The organism is Erythrobacter sp. (genome assembly GCF_035194505.1).
In the GTDB taxonomy this organism is placed as follows: domain Bacteria; phylum Pseudomonadota; class Alphaproteobacteria; order Sphingomonadales; family Sphingomonadaceae; genus Erythrobacter.
Genome location: NZ_CP136573.1, coordinates 515068 through 533881, shown reverse-complemented (window position 1 = coordinate 533881; position 18814 = coordinate 515068). Strand labels below are relative to the sequence as shown.

The 18814-nt window shown below is 65.7% G+C and carries 20 protein-coding genes; 11 read left to right on the top strand and 9 right to left on the bottom strand.

Annotated features, from left to right (window positions below; genetic code table 11):
- Nucleotides 1-93: 93 nt before the first annotated feature.
- Both RSE14_RS02730 and RSE14_RS02725 read left to right on the top strand, forming a co-directional pair.
- Nucleotides 94-534, top strand: coding sequence for a vgr related protein (locus tag RSE14_RS02730; RefSeq protein ID WP_324075710.1), 441 nt, complete (start codon nt 94-96; stop codon nt 532-534).
- Nucleotides 531-1106: a hypothetical protein gene (locus tag RSE14_RS02725; RefSeq protein ID WP_324075709.1), complete on the top strand. Its 576-nt coding sequence runs from the start codon at nt 531-533 to the stop codon at nt 1104-1106. Before RSE14_RS02730 ends, RSE14_RS02725 begins: the two co-directional genes overlap by 4 nt.
- A gap of 1 nt (nt 1107) precedes the next feature.
- Here RSE14_RS02725 and RSE14_RS02720 read toward each other — a convergent pair whose 3' ends face one another.
- Together RSE14_RS02720 and hrcA are read right to left on the bottom strand one after the other, a co-directional pair.
- Nucleotides 1108-1677 (bottom strand): nucleotide exchange factor GrpE, encoded by a 570-nt coding sequence (locus RSE14_RS02720; protein ID WP_324075708.1) that lies wholly within the window; start codon nt 1675-1677, stop codon nt 1108-1110.
- A gap of 18 nt (nt 1678-1695) precedes the next feature.
- The gene (gene hrcA, locus RSE14_RS02715) at nt 1696-2739 is read right to left on the bottom strand and encodes a heat-inducible transcriptional repressor HrcA (protein WP_324075707.1); all 1044 of its coding nucleotides are present in this window, start codon (nt 2737-2739) and stop codon (nt 1696-1698) included.
- A 110-nt stretch (nt 2740-2849) separates the two neighbouring features.
- On the opposite strand from hrcA, the gene rph reads away from it, so the two are divergent.
- Together rph and rdgB are read left to right on the top strand one after the other, a co-directional pair.
- Nucleotides 2850-3563: a ribonuclease PH gene (gene rph / locus RSE14_RS02710; RefSeq protein WP_324075706.1), complete on the top strand. Its 714-nt coding sequence runs from the start codon at nt 2850-2852 to the stop codon at nt 3561-3563.
- Complete coding sequence (gene rdgB, locus RSE14_RS02705; protein WP_324075705.1) at nt 3560-4192, top strand: RdgB/HAM1 family non-canonical purine NTP pyrophosphatase; 633 nt, start codon at nt 3560-3562, stop codon at nt 4190-4192. Before rph ends, rdgB begins: the two co-directional genes overlap by 4 nt.
- Here rdgB and RSE14_RS02700 read toward each other — a convergent pair.
- On the bottom strand, nt 4189-4731 hold the full coding sequence (locus RSE14_RS02700) for a CAP domain-containing protein (protein ID WP_324075704.1): 543 nt from the start codon (nt 4729-4731) through the stop codon (nt 4189-4191). The two genes, rdgB and RSE14_RS02700, sit on opposite strands and share 4 nt — an antisense overlap.
- Nucleotides 4732-4797: 66 nt before the next feature.
- On the opposite strand from RSE14_RS02700, the gene hemW reads away from it, so the two are divergent.
- On the top strand, nt 4798-5949 hold the full coding sequence (hemW, locus tag RSE14_RS02695; protein ID WP_324075703.1) for a radical SAM family heme chaperone HemW: 1152 nt from the start codon (nt 4798-4800) through the stop codon (nt 5947-5949).
- Nucleotides 5946-6836, top strand: a complete 891-nt coding sequence (locus tag RSE14_RS02690; protein ID WP_324075702.1) for a tyrosine recombinase XerC — start codon at nt 5946-5948, stop codon at nt 6834-6836. The genes hemW and RSE14_RS02690 overlap by 4 nt, the downstream gene beginning before the upstream one ends.
- A gap of 3 nt (nt 6837-6839) precedes the next feature.
- On the opposite strand, the gene RSE14_RS02685 is transcribed toward RSE14_RS02690, so the two are convergent.
- The 4 genes from RSE14_RS02685 to rsmI are packed head-to-tail and all read right to left on the bottom strand — an operon-like array spanning nt 6840 to nt 9707.
- Nucleotides 6840-7448, bottom strand: coding sequence for a DedA family protein (locus RSE14_RS02685; protein WP_324075701.1), 609 nt, complete (start codon nt 7446-7448; stop codon nt 6840-6842).
- A 27-nt stretch (nt 7449-7475) separates the two neighbouring features.
- Nucleotides 7476-8444, bottom strand: coding sequence for a glutathione synthase (gene gshB / locus RSE14_RS02680; protein ID WP_324075700.1), 969 nt, complete (start codon nt 8442-8444; stop codon nt 7476-7478).
- Between the two features lie 19 nt (nt 8445-8463).
- Nucleotides 8464-8841, bottom strand: coding sequence for a YraN family protein (locus RSE14_RS02675; RefSeq protein WP_324075699.1), 378 nt, complete (start codon nt 8839-8841; stop codon nt 8464-8466).
- Complete coding sequence (gene rsmI, locus RSE14_RS02670) at nt 8838-9707, bottom strand: 16S rRNA (cytidine(1402)-2'-O)-methyltransferase (RefSeq protein WP_324075698.1); 870 nt, start codon at nt 9705-9707, stop codon at nt 8838-8840. The genes RSE14_RS02675 and rsmI overlap by 4 nt, the downstream gene beginning before the upstream one ends.
- 41 nt (nt 9708-9748) lie before the next feature.
- Between rsmI and RSE14_RS02665 the strand changes: the two genes are divergently transcribed.
- A complete protein-coding gene (locus RSE14_RS02665) occupies nt 9749-10960 on the top strand; it encodes a penicillin-binding protein activator (RefSeq protein ID WP_324075697.1) in 1212 nt (403 codons plus the stop codon).
- Nucleotides 10961-11016: 56 nt separating this feature from the next.
- The gene (gene parE, locus RSE14_RS02660; RefSeq protein WP_324075696.1) at nt 11017-13032 is read left to right on the top strand and encodes a DNA topoisomerase IV subunit B; all 2016 of its coding nucleotides are present in this window, start codon (nt 11017-11019) and stop codon (nt 13030-13032) included.
- Here the strand turns inward: parE and RSE14_RS02655 are convergent.
- Entirely contained in the window at nt 13029-14243 is a 1215-nt protein-coding gene (locus tag RSE14_RS02655; protein WP_324075695.1) for a glycosyltransferase family 87 protein, read from the bottom strand. The two genes, parE and RSE14_RS02655, sit on opposite strands and share 4 nt — an antisense overlap.
- Nucleotides 14244-14332: 89 nt before the next feature.
- Here RSE14_RS02655 and RSE14_RS02650 point away from each other — a divergent pair, with 89 nt between their 5' ends.
- The 3 genes from RSE14_RS02650 to RSE14_RS02640 all read left to right on the top strand — a co-directional run bounded on the left by RSE14_RS02650 (nt 14333) and on the right by RSE14_RS02640 (nt 17168).
- Complete coding sequence (locus RSE14_RS02650; RefSeq protein WP_324075694.1) at nt 14333-15631, top strand: serine hydrolase; 1299 nt, start codon at nt 14333-14335, stop codon at nt 15629-15631.
- A gap of 95 nt (nt 15632-15726) precedes the next feature.
- A complete protein-coding gene (locus tag RSE14_RS02645) occupies nt 15727-16596 on the top strand; it encodes an AAA family ATPase (protein ID WP_324075693.1) in 870 nt (289 codons plus the stop codon).
- A gap of 74 nt (nt 16597-16670) precedes the next feature.
- Nucleotides 16671-17168 carry a hypothetical protein gene (locus tag RSE14_RS02640; RefSeq protein WP_324075692.1) on the top strand — a complete coding sequence of 166 codons (498 nt, stop codon included), beginning with the start codon at nt 16671-16673 and terminating at the stop codon, nt 17166-17168.
- 160 nt (nt 17169-17328) lie between these two features.
- Here RSE14_RS02640 and RSE14_RS02635 read toward each other — a convergent pair whose 3' ends face one another.
- Entirely contained in the window at nt 17329-18729 is a 1401-nt protein-coding gene (locus tag RSE14_RS02635) for a methyl-accepting chemotaxis protein (RefSeq protein ID WP_324075691.1), read from the bottom strand.
- Between the last annotated feature and the right edge of the window lie 85 nt (nt 18730-18814).

The window sequence follows — 18814 nt, the reverse complement described above, 5'->3', positions numbered from 1 at the left end:
GATGACGGACCAGCGGCAGGAGCGGCGCCAAGCAAAGCGCCGCTCCCCCACGCCTGTCCGGCCGGCGGAACCCGGCCGCTAACAGCGGGCGAAATGGCGCTGGCGCGGTCGGTGTTCGGGGACGCCATCGATTACGCCGCAGTCACCATCCGGCGGCGCAAATTCTTTCCCCTGCAGCCGCGCAGCGTGACGATGGCGCCGATGGGCCATATCCACTTCCATCCGCTCGCCGATCACTATTGCGACGATTTCGCCGCCGCGCCTTTGGGAGCGCAGGGCCATTTCCTGCACGAAATGACGCACGTGTGGCAGGCGCAGACCCATGGCCGCTGGCATCTTGTGCTGCGCCGCCACCCCTGGTGCCGCTATGACTATGCCTTGAAACCGGGTCTGAACCTTGGGCAGTACGGGCTTGAACAACAGGCCGAAATCGTCCGCCATGCGTTCCTGTTGCGCGAGGGTGCAAGGGTCGCCGGGGTTTCCGGCCTGTCCGCCTATGACGGCCTGATCGACTTCACGGGAACCGGTGCATGAGCGAATTCGAATTTGTCTTTGCGCTCTACAGCCTGATCCTCGGCCTCTCGCTGGTCGAGCTGCTGACCGGGCTTGGCCGCACGCTCGAATTCAAACTCGCCCGCGATGCCGAGCACCGCGCCTTTCGGATCGGTTGGCTCACACCGCTGCTGGCGGTGTTCGTGATCCTTGATCTCTTGTCCTTCTGGATGTTCGCATGGCTGGTGCGCGAAAGCATCATCGCGAGCACCGCGATGATCCTTGGGGTGGTGGTGTTTGCGAGCGCCTATTTCCTCGCCAGCAGACTGGTGTTTCCTTCCGAGCCGCAAAACTTTGTCGATCTCGACACCCATTACCTGCGGGTCCACCGCATCGTCTTTGCGATGCTGATCGTGATGGTGGTGGTGCAGTGGATGTTCGTGGCAACGGTGCCCGCGCTTGTCGATCGCCTGACCTCGCCGGTCTCGCTGGGGACGACGGGCCTGCTGCTCGCTCTGATGATCGGCGCAGGCGTAACGCGCAATCGCACAGCCGGCATTGTCCTGCTGGCCCTGCTGATTGCGCGCTATCTCGCCATCTATCTGCTGCGATAAATCAGTCCGGCTTCTTCGCCACCGCCACCATCGCGGCGCGCAGCAGGCGGTCCTTGATCATCCATCCGGCCTGCATCTCGGACACCACCGTGCCCGGTTCGTGATCATTGCTGGGCACTTCGAGCATCGCCTGATGCTGGTTGGGATCGAGCGGCAGGCCCATCGAGGCGATGCGGGTGATGCCATGCCCGGCGAAGACCTTCTCCAGCTCGCGCTGGGTCGCTTCGAGGCCGATGACGAGGCCCTTCATGCTGTCATCTTCGCGCAAGGACTGCGGGATCGCGTCGATCGCGCGGGAGAGGTTGTCGGCGACTGACAGGATATCGCGGGCAAAGCCGGTCGCGGCATAGGCGCGCGCCTCGTCCTTCTCTCGCTCCAGGCGGCGGCGCACGTTCTGGGTTTCGGCCTGGGCATAGAGCACGGCCTGCTTGGCCTCGTCGAGATCACGCTTCAGTGCTTCCAGCGCTTCGGCCAGCGGCGAGGCATCATCCCCGCCCTCACGCAGGTGCTCGGGCACGCCCTTCAATTCGTCTTCAGCCGCCTGATCCAGCGGCTTTTCATTCTCGGTCATGTCGGTTTGGCTTTCCATTCAAGCGATGAGCTTGCCCAGCGAACGGGCTGTCAGATCCACCATGGGGACAACCCGGGCGTAATTCAACCTTACAGGGCCGATCACGCCGAGCACGCCGACCACCCGCCCCTCGCGGTCGCGATAGGGCGAGGCGATGACGCTGGAGCCGGACAGGGCGAAGAGGCGGTTCTCGGAGCCGATGAAAATGCGGGTCGCTTCCGCATCGCGCGCCGAATCGAGCAGGCTTGCGACCGATTGCTTGTTTTCGAGGTCTTCCAGCAGCATCCGCACCCGCTCGATATCGCCCAATGCGGTTTCATCGAGGAGGTTTGCCGCCCCCCGCACGATCAGCACAGGGCGCGCGGCGGCATCCTCGGACCACACGGCAAGCCCGCGCTCGACCAGATCGCGGCTGGCATCATCGAGCTGCGAGCGCCCGGTGGAAATCTCGGAGCGCATAGCGAGCGCTGCCTCGGCGAGCGTGCGGCCCGCGAGCCGCGCGGTGATATAGTTCGACGCCCGGTCCAGCGCCCCGGGATCAAGCGCGCCGCCAATGGTGACGACGCGGTTCTCGACGCCCCCGTCCTCGCCCACCAGTACCGCAAGCGCCCGGCCCTGCCCGAGATCGACGAGGGAGAATTGCGCAAGGCGTTGTTCGCGCGGGGCCACGAGCACCATCCCCGCCGCGCCCGAAAGATCGGAAAGGATAGCCGAGGCCTGCTTCAACGCCGCTTCCACCGGCCCCGCTTCGGCCAGACGCGCCTCGATCGCGGCCTGTTCCTCGCGCGTCGGCTCGGCCACCCGCATCATCCCGTCGACGAAGATCCTGAGGCCCGCATCGGTCGGCAGGCGCCCCGCGCTCGTATGCGGCGCGGCAAGCAGGCCTGCGGTCTCCAGATCGGCCAGCACCGAACGGATCGAGGCGGGCGAGAGATTGAGCGTGCCATCGGCTGCCAGCGTCTTCGAGCCGACCGGTTGCCCGCTCTCGATATATTCCTCCACCACGCGCCGGAAAATCTCGCGCGCACGCGCTGTGAGTTCGGTGACAGGGAGCGAGGTCATGGGGAATTGCTAACCGCTATCGCCAACTTTCTCAATTTCCGTTCGGCTCAAGCTTGTCGAAGCACCGCAATTTCTTCTAGCGCCCTTCTCAACCATCAAAGGAACACCTCATGCGCCCTTCAGGACGCGCGCCCGATGAAATGCGCGCCATCACCATCGAGACCGGTTTCACCAAGCACGCCGAAGGCTCCTGCCTGATCGGCTTTGGCGATACCAAGGTGCTGTGCACCGCGAGCGTTGAAAAGGGCGTTCCGCCGTGGCTGCGCGGCAAGGGCGAAGGTTGGGTGACGGGCGAATACTCGATGCTCCCCCGCGCCACCCACACCCGCGGCGCGCGCGAGGCAGCCAAGGGCAAGCAATCGGGTCGTACACAGGAAATCCAGCGCCTTATCGGACGCTCCTTGCGCGCTGTCGTCGATCTCCAGAAGCTCGGCGAACGGCAGATCACCCTGGATTGCGACGTGATTCAGGCCGATGGCGGCACGCGCACCGCCGCGATTTCCGGCGCGTGGATCGCGCTGCGTCTGGCGGTCAACGGCCTGATGGCCTCGGGCGATATCAAGCATGATCCGATCGCTGCGCAGGTCGCCGGCATCTCCTGCGGCATCTTCAAGGGCACCCCGGTGCTCGACCTCGATTATGACGAGGATTCGAACGCCGAGGCGGACGGCAATTTCGTGCTGCTCTCGGGCGGCCAGATCGCCGAGGTACAGGCCACCGCAGAAGGCGCGACCTATGACGAGGAAGGCCTGCTGCGCCTCCTGCGCCTCGCCCGCATCGGCGCGGACCGCATCTTTGCCGCGCAGTTGGACGCCGTGAAATGACACGGCGTCTGGGCTCCGGCAGCCTTGTCATTGCCACGCATAACGCGGGCAAGTTGAAGGAGATCGCAGCCCTGCTCGATCCCTATGGCGTCACCTGCCTGTCGGCCGGTTCGCTGGGCCTGCCTGAACCTGCCGAGACCGGCACCACATTCGTCCAGAACGCGCTGCTGAAGGCGCGCGCGGCGGCGGAGGCTGCGGGCCTGCCCGCACTCGCGGATGACAGTGGGCTTAGCGTTGCCGCGCTCGATGGCCGCCCCGGGGTCTACACCGCCGACTGGGCCGAACGGCAGTGGTTCGAAGGCGCGCCGGGCCGCGACTGGTATATGGCTATGGGCAAGGTCGAAGGGATGCTCGCGGAAAAGGGCGCTGGCGTGGACCGCTCCGCCGCCTTCCACTGCGTGCTGGCGCTTGCATGGCCCGACGGCGACTATGCGATCTACGAGGGCGCCTGTCATGGCGCGCTTACCTGGCCGCCGCGCGGGGCGCTGGGTTTCGGCTATGATCCGGTTTTCGTACCCGCCGGCAGCGCCCTCACCTTTGCCGAGATCGCGCCTGAAGAAAAGCACGCCATCAGCCACCGCGCCGATGCCTTTGCCAAGCTGGTCGCCGAGCAGTTCCCGAAGGCCTAGCGCCGCGCGATATGTTCGGCCGGGTCGATCCGGTGGCCCCAGATATTCCCCGCCGGGAAATAGCGGCAAACAAGCACCTCCTCCTCAGGCGTATGGGCGAGCGCACAGCCGACCTCGCGGGTCTGGGGCCAGATCACCTGGGTGTAATGCGCCACATCATTCCAGCGCCCGGTCGCCGAAACATCGGGGAACTGGCCGGGCCGGAAGTGGCGCTTCTCCTCGACGAAAAAGCCGACCTTGTCCCACGTGTCCCAATATCCCCTAGGACCGCGCCACAGGTTCTCGCCCTGCCCTTGCCGCTGCATCGGCGAGGCGTGATCATAGCGACCGGTCGCAGCGAGATGATCCGCCCAGTCCTGCGCATCACGGGCAAGCCGATCGCTCCACACCAGCGGCGCAATTCCGGCCTCGGCGCGCGCTTCGTTATGGGCGTCGAGCCAGTCGCCGGTCCGGTGCCCGTCATGGCGAGGGCCTTGCGGCTGTGCTGGCGCGGCTGCCATAAAAAGGGCAAGACCGGCGAGCTTGACGAGTGTGGTCACGAGAGGAAGGCTCCGCATGGCATCGAACTATCCCGCAACGATTAAGCGAGGCTGAAAATTCCCCCTGTGGCGCGCGCGCTTTATATCCACTGGCCCTTCTGTGCGAAGAAATGCCCCTATTGCGATTTCAACTCGCATGTCCGCGAGCGCGTCGATGTGGCGCGCTGGCAGGATGCGCTGATCGCCGACATGCGCGCCGAGGCAGAGCTTGCCGGGGGCGAGACGCTGACCTCGATCTTCTTCGGCGGCGGCACGCCCTCGCTGATGCCGCCCGCGCTGGTGGGCACGCTGCTAGAGGAAGCGGCGCGGCTGTGGGGTTTCGATCCGGCCATCGAAATCACGCTGGAGGCCAATCCCTCGTCCGTGGAGGCGGCCAATTTCGCCGCCCTTGCCAGCGCCGGGATCAACCGCGTGTCGCTGGGCGTGCAATCGCTGGATGATGCGGAACTGCGCTTTCTCGGGCGGCTGCACGGGGCCGAAGAAGCGCTCGCCGCAATCGCCACGGCGCAGGCGCATTTTGCCCGCGTCAGCTTCGACATGATCTACGCCATGCCCGGCCATACGCTCGATCTGTGGGAGGAGCGGCTCAGCCGTGCCCTGTCTTTCGGCACCGGGCACATGTCGCTCTACCAGCTGACCATCGAGGCCGGCACGCGCTTTGCGAGCGACGTGCGGCGCGGGCGGCTTGTGCCGCTTGACGACGACGAGGCTGCAGGGCTTTTCAGCATCACCCAAAGCCTCACCGAAGCCGCCGGATTGCCTGCCTACGAAACGAGCAACCATGCGCGCAGCGGAGAGGAGGGCCGCCACAATCTCGCCTATTGGCGCTATCAGGATTACGCCGGGATCGGCCCCGGCGCCCATGGCCGGCGCGGCGGTTTGGCGACGGTGCGGCACAAGAAGCCCGAGAACTTCCTGAAAGCCGTCAGCGCGCAGGGCAACGGCATTGCCGAGGCGCGGCCGCTTGCCCTGGCAGAACAGGCGACCGAGGCGCTGCTGATGGGCCTGCGCCTGGCCGAGGGGCTGGATCTCGCAGCACTGTCGCAGCGCTTTGCCATTCCTCGTGATGGCCTTGTGGATGAGGCTGCGCTCGCCCGCCTGCGCAGTCTCGGGCTGGTGTGGACGGAAGGCACGCGCATCGGCGTCGCGCCCGAGGGCCGCTCGCTGCTCGATGCGCTGCTGGCCGAGATCGTGGCCGAGGCGCTGGTGGTGGCATGAGCGCAGGCGACCTCGTGGCGCAGTGGCGCGCGCATCTCGCCGACAACCGCCGCCGCTCGCCTCATACGGTGCGCGCCTATGCCAGCGCGGCAGAGCGGTTGGTGGCGGCGAACGGCCTAGCGGACTGGGCAGCTGTGGCGCGGACCGAGGCACATGGGTTGCGCGCGTTTCTGGCAGCGCGCCGCGCGGAAGGCATCGGCAATGCCAGCACCGCGCGCGAGCTTTCTGCGCTCAAGGCCTTCATCGCCTTTGCCCGCGAGCAGGCGGGCGATCCCGATCCCCTGCCCCCGCGCCTGCGCGGCCCGCGCCTCAAGAAGGGTCTCCCCCGCCCTGTTACCCCCGACGAGGCCGTGAACCTTGCGTCACTGGTCGATGGCATTGCCGGCGAGGACTGGATTGGCGCGCGCGACCGGGCGGTGCTGCTGCTGATGTATGGATCGGGCCTGCGGATTGCCGAGGCGCTCTCGCTGACGGGGCGCGATGCAGTGCTTGGCGAGGTGTTGCAGGTGACCGGCAAGGGCGGCAAGCAGCGGCTTGTCCCGGTCCTGCCGATCACGCGGGCAGCGGTGGCGGACTATGTGCGACAATGCCCTTGGCCGCTCACCCCTGCCGAACCCCTTTTTCGCGGGGCGAAAGGTGGCCCGCTGTCGCCCGGCATGGTGCAGAAGGCGATGGCGCAGGCGCGCCGCGCATTGGGCCTGCCTGATACGGCCACGCCCCATGCGCTGCGCCATTCTTTTGCCACGCATTTGCTCAGCGCCGGGGCGGACCTGCGCTCCTTGCAAGAACTGCTCGGTCATGCCTCATTGGGATCGACCCAGATCTACACCCGTGTCGATGCCGCAAGCCTCTTGGAGAATTACCGCAAGGCCCACCCTAGGGGTTAGCGGTCAGTCTTGTTTCGCGGCGGGCTTCCAGGTCACCACGCGGTAGAGATAGAGCGCCACCACGCCCGCGATCATCACCACCGCGACCCATCCGTAGTAATCGTCGAACTGGCTGAACTCATTGCGCAGGATATAGCCCGCGCCGATCAGCACCGAATTCCACACCCCCGTGCCGAGCAGGGTCCAGATCACAAACCGCAGTTGCGACATGATCAGCATCCCTGCGGGCAGCGAGATCATGGTGCGCACCTGCGGCAGGAACCGCGCCCAGAACACGATCGCGCTGTCGAAGCGCTTGAAGATGTCGACGATCTTCTCGACCTCGGCCCAGTCGAGCGTCAGCCAGCGGCCGAAGCGGTCGATCAGCGGGCGGAAGCGCTCGTAGCCGACCACCCGGCCGATCCAGTACCACACCCAGTTGCCCAGCACCGCGCCCGCCGTGCCCGAGGCGACCGCGCCGGCAAAGGTGAGCTTGCCATCGGCCACCGCCATGCCGGTGAGGCCCATGATCACCTCGGAAGGGATCGGCGGAAACACGTTTTCGAGGAACATCGCGATGGCCACGCCAAGGTAGCCCCAAGCGTCGACCAGTTCGATCAGCCGATCAGTCATGTAAAGTTGTGTCCGTTGCCAGAGGTGTCAGACGCCCACGCCGCGCTGTTCCAAACGCCGCGCGATCGCATCCCAGATCATCCCTGCCGTATCAGTGTTGTTGAAACGGTCAATCGCGACGATGCCGGTGGGCGAGGTGACGTTGATTTCGGTGAGCCACTTGCCTCCGATCACGTCGATACCGACAAAGGTGAGGCCAAGCCGCTTGAGGTCCGGGCCGAGCGCCTCGCAGATTTCCTGCTCGCGCGGGCTGAGTTCGGTCGGCTGGGCGGAGCCGCCCATTGCGAGGTTCGAGCGGAACTCGCCCTCGCCCGGCAGGCGGTTGATCGCACCTGCCACCACGCCATCGATCAGCACGATGCGCTTGTCGCCGGTCGCGACCTCGGGGAGGAAAGGCTGCACCATATGCGGCTCGGGCCAGGTCTGGTTGAACACCTCGAACAGGGCCGAGAGGTTCTCCGCGTTCTCGCCGATACGGAAGATCGCCTTGCCGCCATTGCCGTGGATCGGCTTGACCACAATCGCGCCGTGCTGCGCCATGAAGCGCCGCACCTCGTCCACCGAGCGCGTCACCAGTGTCGGCGGCATGAAGCGGCGATAGTTCAGCACCATCACCTTTTCCGGCGAATTGCGGACATTGGCCGGATCATTCACCACAAGCGTTTCATGAGCGATGCGTTCGAGCATGTGGGTGGCGGTGATATAGCCCATGTGAAACGGCGGATCCTGCCGCATCAGCACCACGTCCACGTCCTTGCCGAGATCGAGCCGCACCTGCTCGCCCCGCGTGAAATGATCGCCCTCCACGCGCTGCACCGTCACCGGAAAGGCATGGGCGAACAGGCGGTCATCCTCGTCTAGGGTCAGGCTTTCGACGTGATATTCATAGACCGCATAGCCCCGCGCCTGCGCCGCCAGCATCAGCGCAAAGGAACTGTCGCCCGCGATATTGATCCGGTCGATGGGGTCCATCTGGACGGCGATACGCAAGGTCATTCATTGGGCTCCTGAGGGATCACCAGATCGGCATCCACGCATTTTCGATGTGGGTGGGCTTTTGTCCGGGCGCAAGCAGGATGACGTCGATGCGCACATCCTCGCCCTCGCTCGCATAGAGGTGCATCACCATTTCCGCTGCGGCTGCCACGCGGGCAAGCCGCCGCTCGTCGATCGCATCGGCGAGGCTGGCGGCGCGGGCGCGCCACTTGACCTCGACAAAGGCAACCAGGCCGGGGCGCCGCACGATGAGATCAATCTCGCCCGCCTTGGTCTTCACCCGCTCGGCCAGCACCCGCCAGCCTTGCGCGGCAAGCCACATGGCCGCTTCCGCCTCGCCCTCGCGCCCGCGCCGGTCGGCCTCGTGGCGCTGCTCTGGCGAGCGCGGCTCGCTCATTCGCCCTTGAGTTCCAGCGCGCGGGCATAGAGCACCGCCCGGTCGATCCCGCTGGCCTTGGCGACCTGCCCTGCGGCCTTGCCCGGCCCGGCATCAGCCAGAGCGGCGCGCAGCATCGCATCGATATCGAGCACGGGGGCCTCTTCCTCGGTGGGCGGACCGATCAACAGCACGATCTCCCCTTTGGGCGGGTGCGTGGCGTAGTGATCCGCCAGAGCCGCGGCCGTGCCGGAGCGACATTCCTCGTGCATTTTGGTGATTTCGCGCGCCACGGCCACCTCGCGGCCCGGCCACAAGGTGGCAATCGCGCGAAGCGACTTTTCGAGCCGCGGGGCGGTTTCGTAGAACACCAGTGTCGCCGCAACGCCCGCAAGGCCTGCAAGTGCTTCCTCGCGCGCCTTGTCCTTCACGGGCAGAAAGCCTGCGAACAGGAAGCGGTCGGACGGCAGGCCCGAAATCGCAAGGCCCGCTATCGCCGCACAGGCACCCGGTACGGCGACGACATTGACCCCCGCATCGCGGGCCTCGCGCACCAGGCGATAGCCCGGGTCCGAGATGAGCGGGGTGCCCGCATCCGACACCAGCACAACCGGCGCATCGCACGCTTCGGCGATGATCCGCGCGCGCACTTGCGGCGAGGCGTGATCGTCAAGCCGCTGCAGCCGCGCCTTGATGCCGAGATGTTTCAGGAGCTTGCCCGTCACCCGCGTATCCTCGCAGGCGATCAGCGCCGCGCCTTGCAGCACCGCGATGGCGCGCAGGGTGATGTCGGCAAGATTGCCAATCGGGGTCGCCACGATGTAGAGCCCCGGTTCGGGAATCTCTGCGGGAATTCGGGCGGGGATATGGGTCTGCGCGCCTGTCATGACGCGCCAAGCATTGAAGCACCAACGAGGGGTCGGCAAGGATGAACCACGTAAAAGCGCCGAATTGGGCAGGCTGGCTGGCGTCCGCCACCGCCCGGCTGCTGCGTCCGCGCCATCTTGTGATGGCAAGCGCGGCGCTGCTGGCGGCGGGCTGTCAGGTCATCCCCAAGAGCGATGCACCCACCGCCCCGCCCCCGCCGCCGACAGTCACCGAGCCTTCGGCGACCGCTCTCCCCACCGATTCCGGCCGCCACCGTATCGCCCTGCTGGTGCCGACCAGCGGCGAGGCTGCAGCCGTCGGCCAGGCGATTGCCAATGCCACCACCATGGCGCTGCTCGATACCAATGCCGATAATCTGCGCATCACCAGCTATGACACCAGCACCGGTGCCGCCGCTGCCGCCGCCCAGGCGATTGCCGATGGCAACAAGCTGATCCTCGGCCCGCTCGCCGGTGACGAGGTGGCGCAGGTCTCCGCCGCAGCCAAGGCGGCAGGCGTGCCGGTGATCGCCTTTTCCAACGACACCAAGCTCGCCAGCAGCGATGTCTTCGTGATGGGCAACACGCCCGAACAATCGATCCGGCGCTCGGTGCAATTCGTGCGGACGCGGGGCGCAGGACGCTTTGCCGCGCTGGTGCCCGAGGGCGAGTATGGTGCAAGGGCGCTCGCGGCGCTCGACCGGGCGATTGTCGAATTCGGCGGCACGCTGGTGCGGCGCGAGACCTATGCACGCGGCAATACCTCGGTGGTGAGCGCGGCGGCGCGGCTGCGGGCAGCGGGCGGCTTCGACACCGTGCTGATCGCCGATAGCGCCCGCCTCGGCCTTGAGGCAGCGGACGAATTGCAGCGGGGCCGGGCGCCCAAACCGCGCCTTGTCGGCACCGAATTGTGGAGCGGCGATCCGGTTCTGGCCCGCGCCCCGGCAATGCAGGGCGCGCTCTTCTCGGCCGTGTCCGACCAGCGTTACAAGCGCTTTGCCGACAGCTACGAGACCCGCTTCGGCGCCAAGCCCTATCGCATCGCCACGCTGGGCTATGACGCAGTGCTGCTGACCCTACGGATCGCGCGCGAGTGGAAGGTGGGCAACCCCTTCCCCAAGGGCGAGCTCTATGATCGCGGCGGTTTTCTGGGGGTCGATGGCCCGTTCCGCTTCACCCGCGCAGGGATTGCCGAAAGGGCATTGGAAGTGCGCGAGGTCAAGGGAACCGAGGTGATCGCGGCGGATCCCGCGCCCACCGGCTTTGGCGGCTGAGTAAAACCACCGGGGGGTGCTTGTGAGCGCCGCTTGCGCGCGCCTATAGCAGGGCCATGTCTGACACCGCCCCCGACGATCTGTTTGCCAACACCCCCACTTCGAGCGGGGATTACAACGCCTCCGCGATCGAGGTGCTGGAGGGGCTTGAGCCGGTCCGCCGCCGCCCCGGCATGTATATCGGCGGCACGGATGACCGCGCGCTGCACCACCTCGCTGCCGAAGTGCTCGACAATGCGATGGACGAGGCGGTCGCAGGCCATGCCACGCGGATCGAGATGCGGCTGGAGGAAGGCGAGCCTGGCACGGCGGGGCGACTGGTGATCTCCGACAACGGCCGCGGCATTCCGGTGGACGAGCATCCCAAGTTCCCCGGCAAATCGACGCTGGAGGTGATCCTCTCCACCCTGCACTCGGGCGGCAAGTTCTCCGGCAAGGCCTATGCCACCAGCGGCGGCCTCCACGGCGTCGGCGTGAGCGTGGTCAATGCGCTCTCGGTCCACACCCGCGTCGAAGTGGCGCGCGACAAGCAGCTTTACGCGCAGGATTTCGCGCGCGGGATCACGCAGGGGCCGATCCAGAACCTTGGCCCGACGCCCAACCGGCGCGGGACGACCGTGGCCTTCACCCCCGATCCGGAAATCTTCGGCGACCGCAAGTTCAATCCCAAGCGGCTGTTCAAGCTGGCCCGCTCCAAGGCCTATCTGTTCGCCGGGGTCGAGATCCGCTGGAAATGCGTCCCATCGCTGGTGAGCGAGGATGTGCCGGCCGAAGCGACCTTCAAGTTTCCGGGCGGGCTCGCCGATCACCTCGCCGAACAGATCGGCACGCGCGAATGCGTCACGTCACAGCCCTTCACCGGCAATCAGGACTTTCCGGTGGCAGACGGTGTGCAGCAAGGGCGCGTCGAATGGGCGATCGCCTGGCCGCTCTATGCCGACAGCGTGTTCAGCTGGTACTGCAACACCGTGCCCACGCCTGATGGCGGCACCCACGAACAAGGCCTGCGCATGGCGCTCACCCGGGGGCTTCGGGCCTTTGGCGAGCTGGTCGGGGCGAAGAAGGCCAAGGACATCACCGCTGACGACGTGATGACGGGGGCGGAAGTGATGCTCTCGGTCTTCATCCGCGATCCGCAGTTCCAGTCGCAGACCAAGGACCGCCTGACCTCGCCCGAGGCTGCGCGTCTGGTCGAGAACGCGGTGCGCGACCATTTCGACCACTTCCTCACCGACAATATGGAGCGCGGCAAGGCGCTGCTCGGCGAGGTGATGGAGCGCATGGACGAGCGCCTCAAGCGCAAGCAGGAGCGCGAGATCAAGCGCAAGAGCGCGACCAATGCCAAGAAGCTGCGCCTGCCGGGCAAGCTTACCGATTGTTCGGGTGAAGGCGGGCGCGAGACCGAGCTGTTCATCGTCGAAGGTGACAGCGCTGGCGGCAGCGCCAAGCAGGCGCGCGACCGCAAATCGCAGGCGATCCTGCCGATCCGCGGCAAGATACTGAACGTCGCCAGCGCCACCAACGACAAGATCCGCGCCAACAGCGAAATCGCCGATCTGGCGCTCGCGCTGGGCTGCGGCACGCGCAAGGACTGCGATCCCGATCAGCTGCGCTATGACCGCATCATCATCATGACCGACGCGGATGTCGACGGCGCCCATATCGCGACGCTCTTGATGACCTTCTTCTTCCAGGAAATGCCCGAAGTGGTGCGCAAGGGCCACCTGTTCCTCGCCCAGCCCCCGCTCTACCGGCTCACCGCAGGCAAGGAGAGCCACTACGCCCGCGACGATGCCCACCGCGCGGAGCTGGAAGCGACTGTGTTCAAGAACCGCAAGGTCGAAGTCAGCCGCTTCAAGGGCCTTGGCGAGATGAACCCGCAGCAATTGCGCGAGACCACCATGGCGCCCGAAACGCGCGGGCTGATCCGCATCACCCTGCCGCAGGAATTCGAAGGCCGGGCAGGCGTGGCGCGGCTCGTCGACGAGCTGATGGGCCGCAATCCGGAACACCGCTTCAACTTCATCCAGAACCGCGCCGGCGAAGTCGACCGCGATCTGATCGACGCCTAACCCCGCACCCGCCGCCACACGCAGCAGAACAGCGCGACCAGCAGCAGCGGCATGATCGGCACACCGAGGCCGAGCGCAATCGGGCGGGCGAAGGCCGCGCCGGCAAAGACGCCCGCGATGGTGATCCGCTCCCAATCATCAAAGCCGTTCTCGCGCGCGCTCGCGAACAGGTAGGCGAGCGGGAAGGCGGTCAGCAGCAGATCGTAGTCGAGCACGAAAGGCGTGGCGAGCGGCGCGCCCGCCAGCACCAGTGCGGCGAGCCCCGGGCTAAAGCCGCGCTTCCAACTCGCTCTCACCACCATCGCCGCCACCGCAAGGCTAAGCGCTCCCTGCACCGCAAAGGCAATCCCCCCCGGCACGCCCAGCAGGCGCAGGCCCGCAAAGGGGCTCACCATCTTGCCGAAGCCGATCACCCCGCTGTCGGTCGCGCTCCCGGCCTCGCTGGTGATCGCCAGCCAGTCGCTCCACACCTGCGGGCCGAAGGCGAACGCGGACAGAGCCGCCAGCGCCAGCGCAGCCGCCCCTGCCCCTGCTATGGTGCGCCACTGGCCGCTCGCCAGCAGCGCCAGCGGCACCAGCAGGCCGAACTGCGGCTTGATCGTCGCAAACCCGATGAGAACGCCCGCAAGCCACGGGCGCTTCTCCACCAGCAGCAGCCCACCGCCCAGCAGCGCCGCCACCAGAAAGGATGTCTGCCCGTGTGTCAGGGTCACGATCACCGGCGGGAAGGCGAGCACCAGCAGCAGCGCAGGCCCCTTCAGCCCCAGCGAACCGAACCACCCCCGCACCGCCGCCAGCCATGCTGCCCCCGTCACCACCAGCCAACCGGCCAATGCGGGGAAATAGCCCATCAGACCAAGCGGCCAGACAAAGGGCAGGAAAGAGGGCGGATAGAAGAAGGCGGCATATTGCCCCGGCTGCGCATAGAATTCGCGCTGCGCGGCGGTGTGGGCGGCGCTGTCATAGGCATTGGCGCCGTCTGCCAGCATCGTCCCTGCCGTCCAGAAGCTGATGAAGTCGGTGCCGATCAGAAAGCCGTTGCGATCAATCCCGTCTTTTGCGGTGACGAGCAGAAAGGCCAGCATCGCGCAATTGACCAGCGCGAGCAGCACCAGATAGCCGCGCGCACGGCTTTCCCCCAGCCACGCGGCCTCGCGGATGAAGCGCAAATCCATACCGCCTGACTGCCGCGCGCGGGCGTGCAAGTCCATCCGCGCTTGCTGCTGGCATGTGGGCAAAAAGCATGGCACCCCATGCGCCAGCGCGCCGCTCCACCACCGGCGCGCGACGGGAGAGAGGGATGATCCGCCACCTTGCCGCCGCCGCCGCGCTGGCCCTGCTGCTGCCCCCGGCTCTTGCAGCCGCGCAGGAACCTGCCGCCGCAACCCCCGCCGCACGCACCCCGCTGGAGGCTCGCGCCGATGAGGTGCTCGCGCTCTTCAACGGCAACGCCCAGCCCTCGGCGCTGTTCACCAAGGGCTTCCTTGCCGCCGTGCCCGAAGCCCAGCTCAAAGCCGTGGCCGCCAGCCTCACCGCGCAGTTCGGCCCGGCCGAGGCCGTCGCCCTGCTCGAACCCAGGCAGGGCACCCGCGCCGCACTCCACATCCGTTTCGCCCGCGGGATCGCCAAGGGCGGCATCGCGATCGATCCGGCAGAGGACAACCGGATCAGCGAGCTGGTCTTCACCAGCGCGGACTCGCTCGCGGTGGCAGGCGACACGCCGCAAGCCATTTCGCAGGAGCTTGCCGCCCTGCCCGGCAGCGTCAACGCATGGTTCGCACCCGTCGGCGGCGCGCCGGTGATTGCCATCGGTGCCGATACACCGCTGGCGCTGGGCTCCACCTTCAAGCTTTATGTGCTCGCCGCGCTGGCCGAGGATGTGAAAGCGGGCCGCCGCAAGTGGACCGATGTCGTCCCCCTTACCGAAAAGAGCTATCCCAGTGGGCAGATGCAGACCTGGCCCAAAGGCTCTCCGGTGACGCTCCACACGCTCGCCAGCCTGATGATTTCGATCAGCGACAACACCGCGACCGACCAGCTCATCACAGTGCTGGGCCGCAAGCGCATCCTCAAGCTGATGCGGGATAGCGGCCACAGCAATCCGGCGGCCAATGATCCCTTCCTCACCACCCGCGAACTGTTCATCCTCAAGACGATGGACCCGATGTTCCTCGATCGCTGGCGCCAGCGCGCGCCTGATGCGATCGCTGCCGCCGAAGTGCTGATCACAGTCGACAATCCCACGCTCGACGAGATCAACGCCGCCTTTGCGCAAGGCCCCAAGGCGATCGACATCGAATGGTTCGCGACCCCCGCCGATCTGGCCCGGCTCTTCGCCCATATGCGCAAGACCGCCGATCCCAAGGTGTTCGAGATCATGGCGATCAACCCCTCGGCGACGCCCGCGATCAAGGACAAGTGGAGCTATATCGGCTTCAAGGGCGGCAGCGAGCCCGGGGTGATCAACCTCACCTGGCTGCTCACCGACAAGGCGGGGCGCGACTGGGTGCTGACGATGGGCTGGAACAACCCCAAGGCGGTGGTCGAAGAGGGCAAGTTCGAAGGTCTCGCCCAGCGTATACTCTTGCTGCCTCGCTGATTTGACCCATCCAAAATGGTGGGTCCCTCCCCCCTTGCGCAGGCCGATGTGGCCCCTTATCGCTGACGGCGAAATTCAGTCTCACAGGAAAACCCATGACCGATCAGCCCAATGGCCAGCAACGTTTTGAAGGCACCCAGTCCTATATTGCGACCGAGGATCTGAAGGTCGCGGTGAACGCCGCTGTCACGCTGCGCCGCCCGCTGCTGGTGAAGGGCGAGCCCGGCACCGGCAAGACCGTGCTGGCGCATGAAATCTCCAAGGCGCTGAACGCACCGCTGATCGAGTGGAACATCAAGTCCACCACCAAGGCGCAGCAGGGCCTCTATGAATATGACGCGGTGGCGCGCCTGCGCGATGGCCAGCTGGGTGACGAGCGCGTCCACGACATCCGCAACTACATCAAGAAGGGCAAGCTGTGGGAGGCCTTCACCTCCGAGCAGCTCCCCGTGCTGCTGATCGACGAGATCGACAAGGCCGATATCGAGTTTCCGAACGACCTGTTGCAGGAACTCGATCGCATGAGCTTCGACGTCTACGAGACACAGGAGCGGATCGAGGCCAAGGAACGCCCGATCGTCGTCATCACCTCGAACAACGAGAAGGAGCTGCCCGACGCCTTCCTGCGCCGCTGCTTCTTCCACTACATCAAGTTCCCCGATCGCGAGACGATGCAGGAGATCATCGACGTCCACTTCCCCGGCATCCAGAAGGTGCTGGTCAAGAAGGCGATGGATATCTTCTACGATCTGCGCGAGGTGCCGGGCCTGAAGAAGAAGCCCTCGACCAGCGAGCTGCTCGACTGGCTGAAGCTGCTGCTGAATGAGGACATGCCGCTCGACGTTCTGCAAAGCAGCAATCCGGCCAGCGCGATCCCGCCGCTGCACGGCGCGCTGCTCAAGAACGAGCAGGATATCATGCTGTTCGAACGACTGGCCTTCATGGCCCGCCGCAATCCGACCTAGAAATGGGGTCGCGGTGAAGCGACACTTCCGGTCCGCCCTGAGAGCCTGAATTTAGAGAGAATGACATGTTTTTAATGTCTTATGCAGCTTTGCTACAGGCGGCCGCAACCCCGGTCGCAATATCGAAGCAGCAGTTTTTGGCAGATCCGATTGCCGCTATCCAGGGTGACTGGGAAACATACACCCAGTCACGAAATGCGGAGGTGTATGCGCGTCTCAGGATCGACCAATCGAAGATGACGGTGACCTATCTCAACCAGACCGTCGATCCCTACATGATCCGCAGCTATGCTCCGGTCGGAGGGGTGCAAATCGAATTTCAAGGGCAGCGTTCGGTGGAAGAATACGGTGATGGTCGCACTTTTGTCACTTACTGGAATAGATATTACCTGAAGTCCCAGAATGCGATGCAAGAGCGTTACACTTGCCAGATCATCTATAACGAAGCCTATTATGCTGCCCCAAAGGGCTCAATCCAGATCACTTGCAGCGGGCTGAATTTCGTCCGGGCTGAGCACAACAAGAAAATCGCCGCATCGATGTCACCCGGCTTCCGGAGCTGGGATTATTGATCGGATGTGAGACCCTGCCTCATGGCGACCTGAGGCGTCGATTCCGCCCCTTCCAGGGGTGTTCCAGGGTCGGATTGACCCCCGGTTAGCCCCGCTTTGACCCCCTGGTGGGGGGCCATTTTCAATGTTTCACGTGAAACATTTAAGGAACGCACTAGGCTCAGTCGAAGCTGTAGGCCAGTTCGAAATCGCCCCAGCGCCGTCCGCCGATCACCAGCGGGACGTAGACATTGCGCACCACGACATAGGAATCGCCGTCGCCTTCCTGACGGTAGACCGCCATCATGTAAGGCGCACTCGAGACCTTGGCCTTGCGGTCGATCGCCTCGAGCATGATGCGCCCGTTGCGGCAGAACTGGGTGTCGTGATTGATGTCGCCCGTGGGCGTGCGGCTGCGCTCGGTCAGGTGGGTCGGCAGGAAGCCGTTCATGTCGGTGCAGGCCGCCGCCAGCACGCGGGTGTCGCCGGCCTTGGCGCGGTCGAGGAAGGGGCGCCATTCGGCGTGCGCCCAGTCGGTCAGACGGGTGCGGAACAGCTGCGGATTGGTGCCCGGAACGGGGACGTAATCGGTGTCGAACACAGCCGCCATGGTGATCGCGCCGCTCGCCAGCGCGGCCTCGGTGTGCGCGACAAGCGCCTGCATCATCGCCTGCGCCTGTGCGACCATCGCGCTGTCCTGCGGGCTGAGGCCGGCCTGGACGATACGGTCGAACATCTCGCTGGCGGTGATCTCCAGCTCTTCCATCTTGCGATGCGCGCCGTGGAGCCGGTCCTCGTTCTTGCGCGAGGCGGCATCATAGCTGGTCAGCACGCGCTGCACCTTGTCGACATGGCCCGAGATGGTGCCGGTCGAACGCGCGATGACGTCGTTCTGCTTGTCGACTTCCTCCACCAGGCTGCCGACATTGGCCATGGTGCTCTCGATCCGCGCGACCGAGGCTTTCGCATCGCCGCTGGCCTTGGCACCGGCCTCGATCCGGCCGATCACCATCTCCGCCTCGCCGCCGAGGGCATCGATGGTCTGGGCGATCTCCTCGGTCGCCTTGCGGGTGTCGCTGGCGAGGCTCTTCACCTCGCTTGCCACCACGGCAAAGGTGCGGCCCGCATCGCCTGCACGCATCGCCTCGATCGTCGCGTTGAGGGCGAGGATGTTGGTGGTCTCGGCGATATTGTCGATGTCCTGCGCGGAGCGGCGGACCTGCTCCATCGCGGCCGAAAAGCTGGTGACGTGCTGGCCCAAAGTCTCGACCAGTTCGATCAGCGAGGCGATCTGGCCCAGCGAGGACTGGATCAGCGCCGTGCCCTCGGCAAGCCGGTCGATCGCGCGTTCGGAGAGCAGCCGCGCCTCGTCGCTCGCTTCGGCCACCTTGGTCTGGTCAGCCTCCAGCGCGCGGACGGTCTCGGCCAGCGCCTCGTGTTCGGAACGCAAGGTGCGCGAGGAGGCGATCACCGCCTCGACCACGCCCGCCACATCGGTGCAGCCCACCGTCACCGCTCCGCAGCTTTCGGGAATCATCCCCAGCGCATGAGCATTGGCGGTGTCGATGGCGATCTGATGCATGATGGTTCGCGGCCCCTTGTTTGGTGGCGGTTTCCTAGCGCCGGGATGGTAAGCGAAGCGTTAAGTGAGGCCCCTCAACTCGCAA

Coding starts and splice junctions, on each gene's coding strand:
- gshB (WP_324075700.1), bottom strand. CDS start 8,444: ATGACCTTGCGTATCGCCGTCCAGATGGACCCCATCGACCGGATCAAT.
- RSE14_RS02665 (WP_324075697.1), top strand. CDS start 9,749: ATGAACCACGTAAAAGCGCCGAATTGGGCAGGCTGGCTGGCGTCCGCC.
- rdgB (WP_324075705.1), top strand. CDS start 3,560: ATGACACGGCGTCTGGGCTCCGGCAGCCTTGTCATTGCCACGCATAAC.
- RSE14_RS02640 (WP_324075692.1), top strand. CDS start 16,671: ATGTCTTATGCAGCTTTGCTACAGGCGGCCGCAACCCCGGTCGCAATA.
- RSE14_RS02730 (WP_324075710.1), top strand. CDS start 94: ATGGCGCTGGCGCGGTCGGTGTTCGGGGACGCCATCGATTACGCCGCA.
- RSE14_RS02645 (WP_324075693.1), top strand. CDS start 15,727: ATGACCGATCAGCCCAATGGCCAGCAACGTTTTGAAGGCACCCAGTCC.
- parE (WP_324075696.1), top strand. CDS start 11,017: ATGTCTGACACCGCCCCCGACGATCTGTTTGCCAACACCCCCACTTCG.
- RSE14_RS02650 (WP_324075694.1), top strand. CDS start 14,333: ATGATCCGCCACCTTGCCGCCGCCGCCGCGCTGGCCCTGCTGCTGCCC.
- rsmI (WP_324075698.1), bottom strand. CDS start 9,707: ATGACAGGCGCGCAGACCCATATCCCCGCCCGAATTCCCGCAGAGATT.
- RSE14_RS02690 (WP_324075702.1), top strand. CDS start 5,946: ATGAGCGCAGGCGACCTCGTGGCGCAGTGGCGCGCGCATCTCGCCGAC.
- RSE14_RS02635 (WP_324075691.1), bottom strand. CDS start 18,729: ATGCATCAGATCGCCATCGACACCGCCAATGCTCATGCGCTGGGGATG.
- rph (WP_324075706.1), top strand. CDS start 2,850: ATGCGCCCTTCAGGACGCGCGCCCGATGAAATGCGCGCCATCACCATC.
- RSE14_RS02720 (WP_324075708.1), bottom strand. CDS start 1,677: ATGACCGAGAATGAAAAGCCGCTGGATCAGGCGGCTGAAGACGAATTG.
- hrcA (WP_324075707.1), bottom strand. CDS start 2,739: ATGACCTCGCTCCCTGTCACCGAACTCACAGCGCGTGCGCGCGAGATT.
- RSE14_RS02675 (WP_324075699.1), bottom strand. CDS start 8,841: ATGAGCGAGCCGCGCTCGCCAGAGCAGCGCCACGAGGCCGACCGGCGC.
- RSE14_RS02725 (WP_324075709.1), top strand. CDS start 531: ATGAGCGAATTCGAATTTGTCTTTGCGCTCTACAGCCTGATCCTCGGC.
- RSE14_RS02655 (WP_324075695.1), bottom strand. CDS start 14,243: ATGGACTTGCACGCCCGCGCGCGGCAGTCAGGCGGTATGGATTTGCGC.
- RSE14_RS02685 (WP_324075701.1), bottom strand. CDS start 7,448: ATGACTGATCGGCTGATCGAACTGGTCGACGCTTGGGGCTACCTTGGC.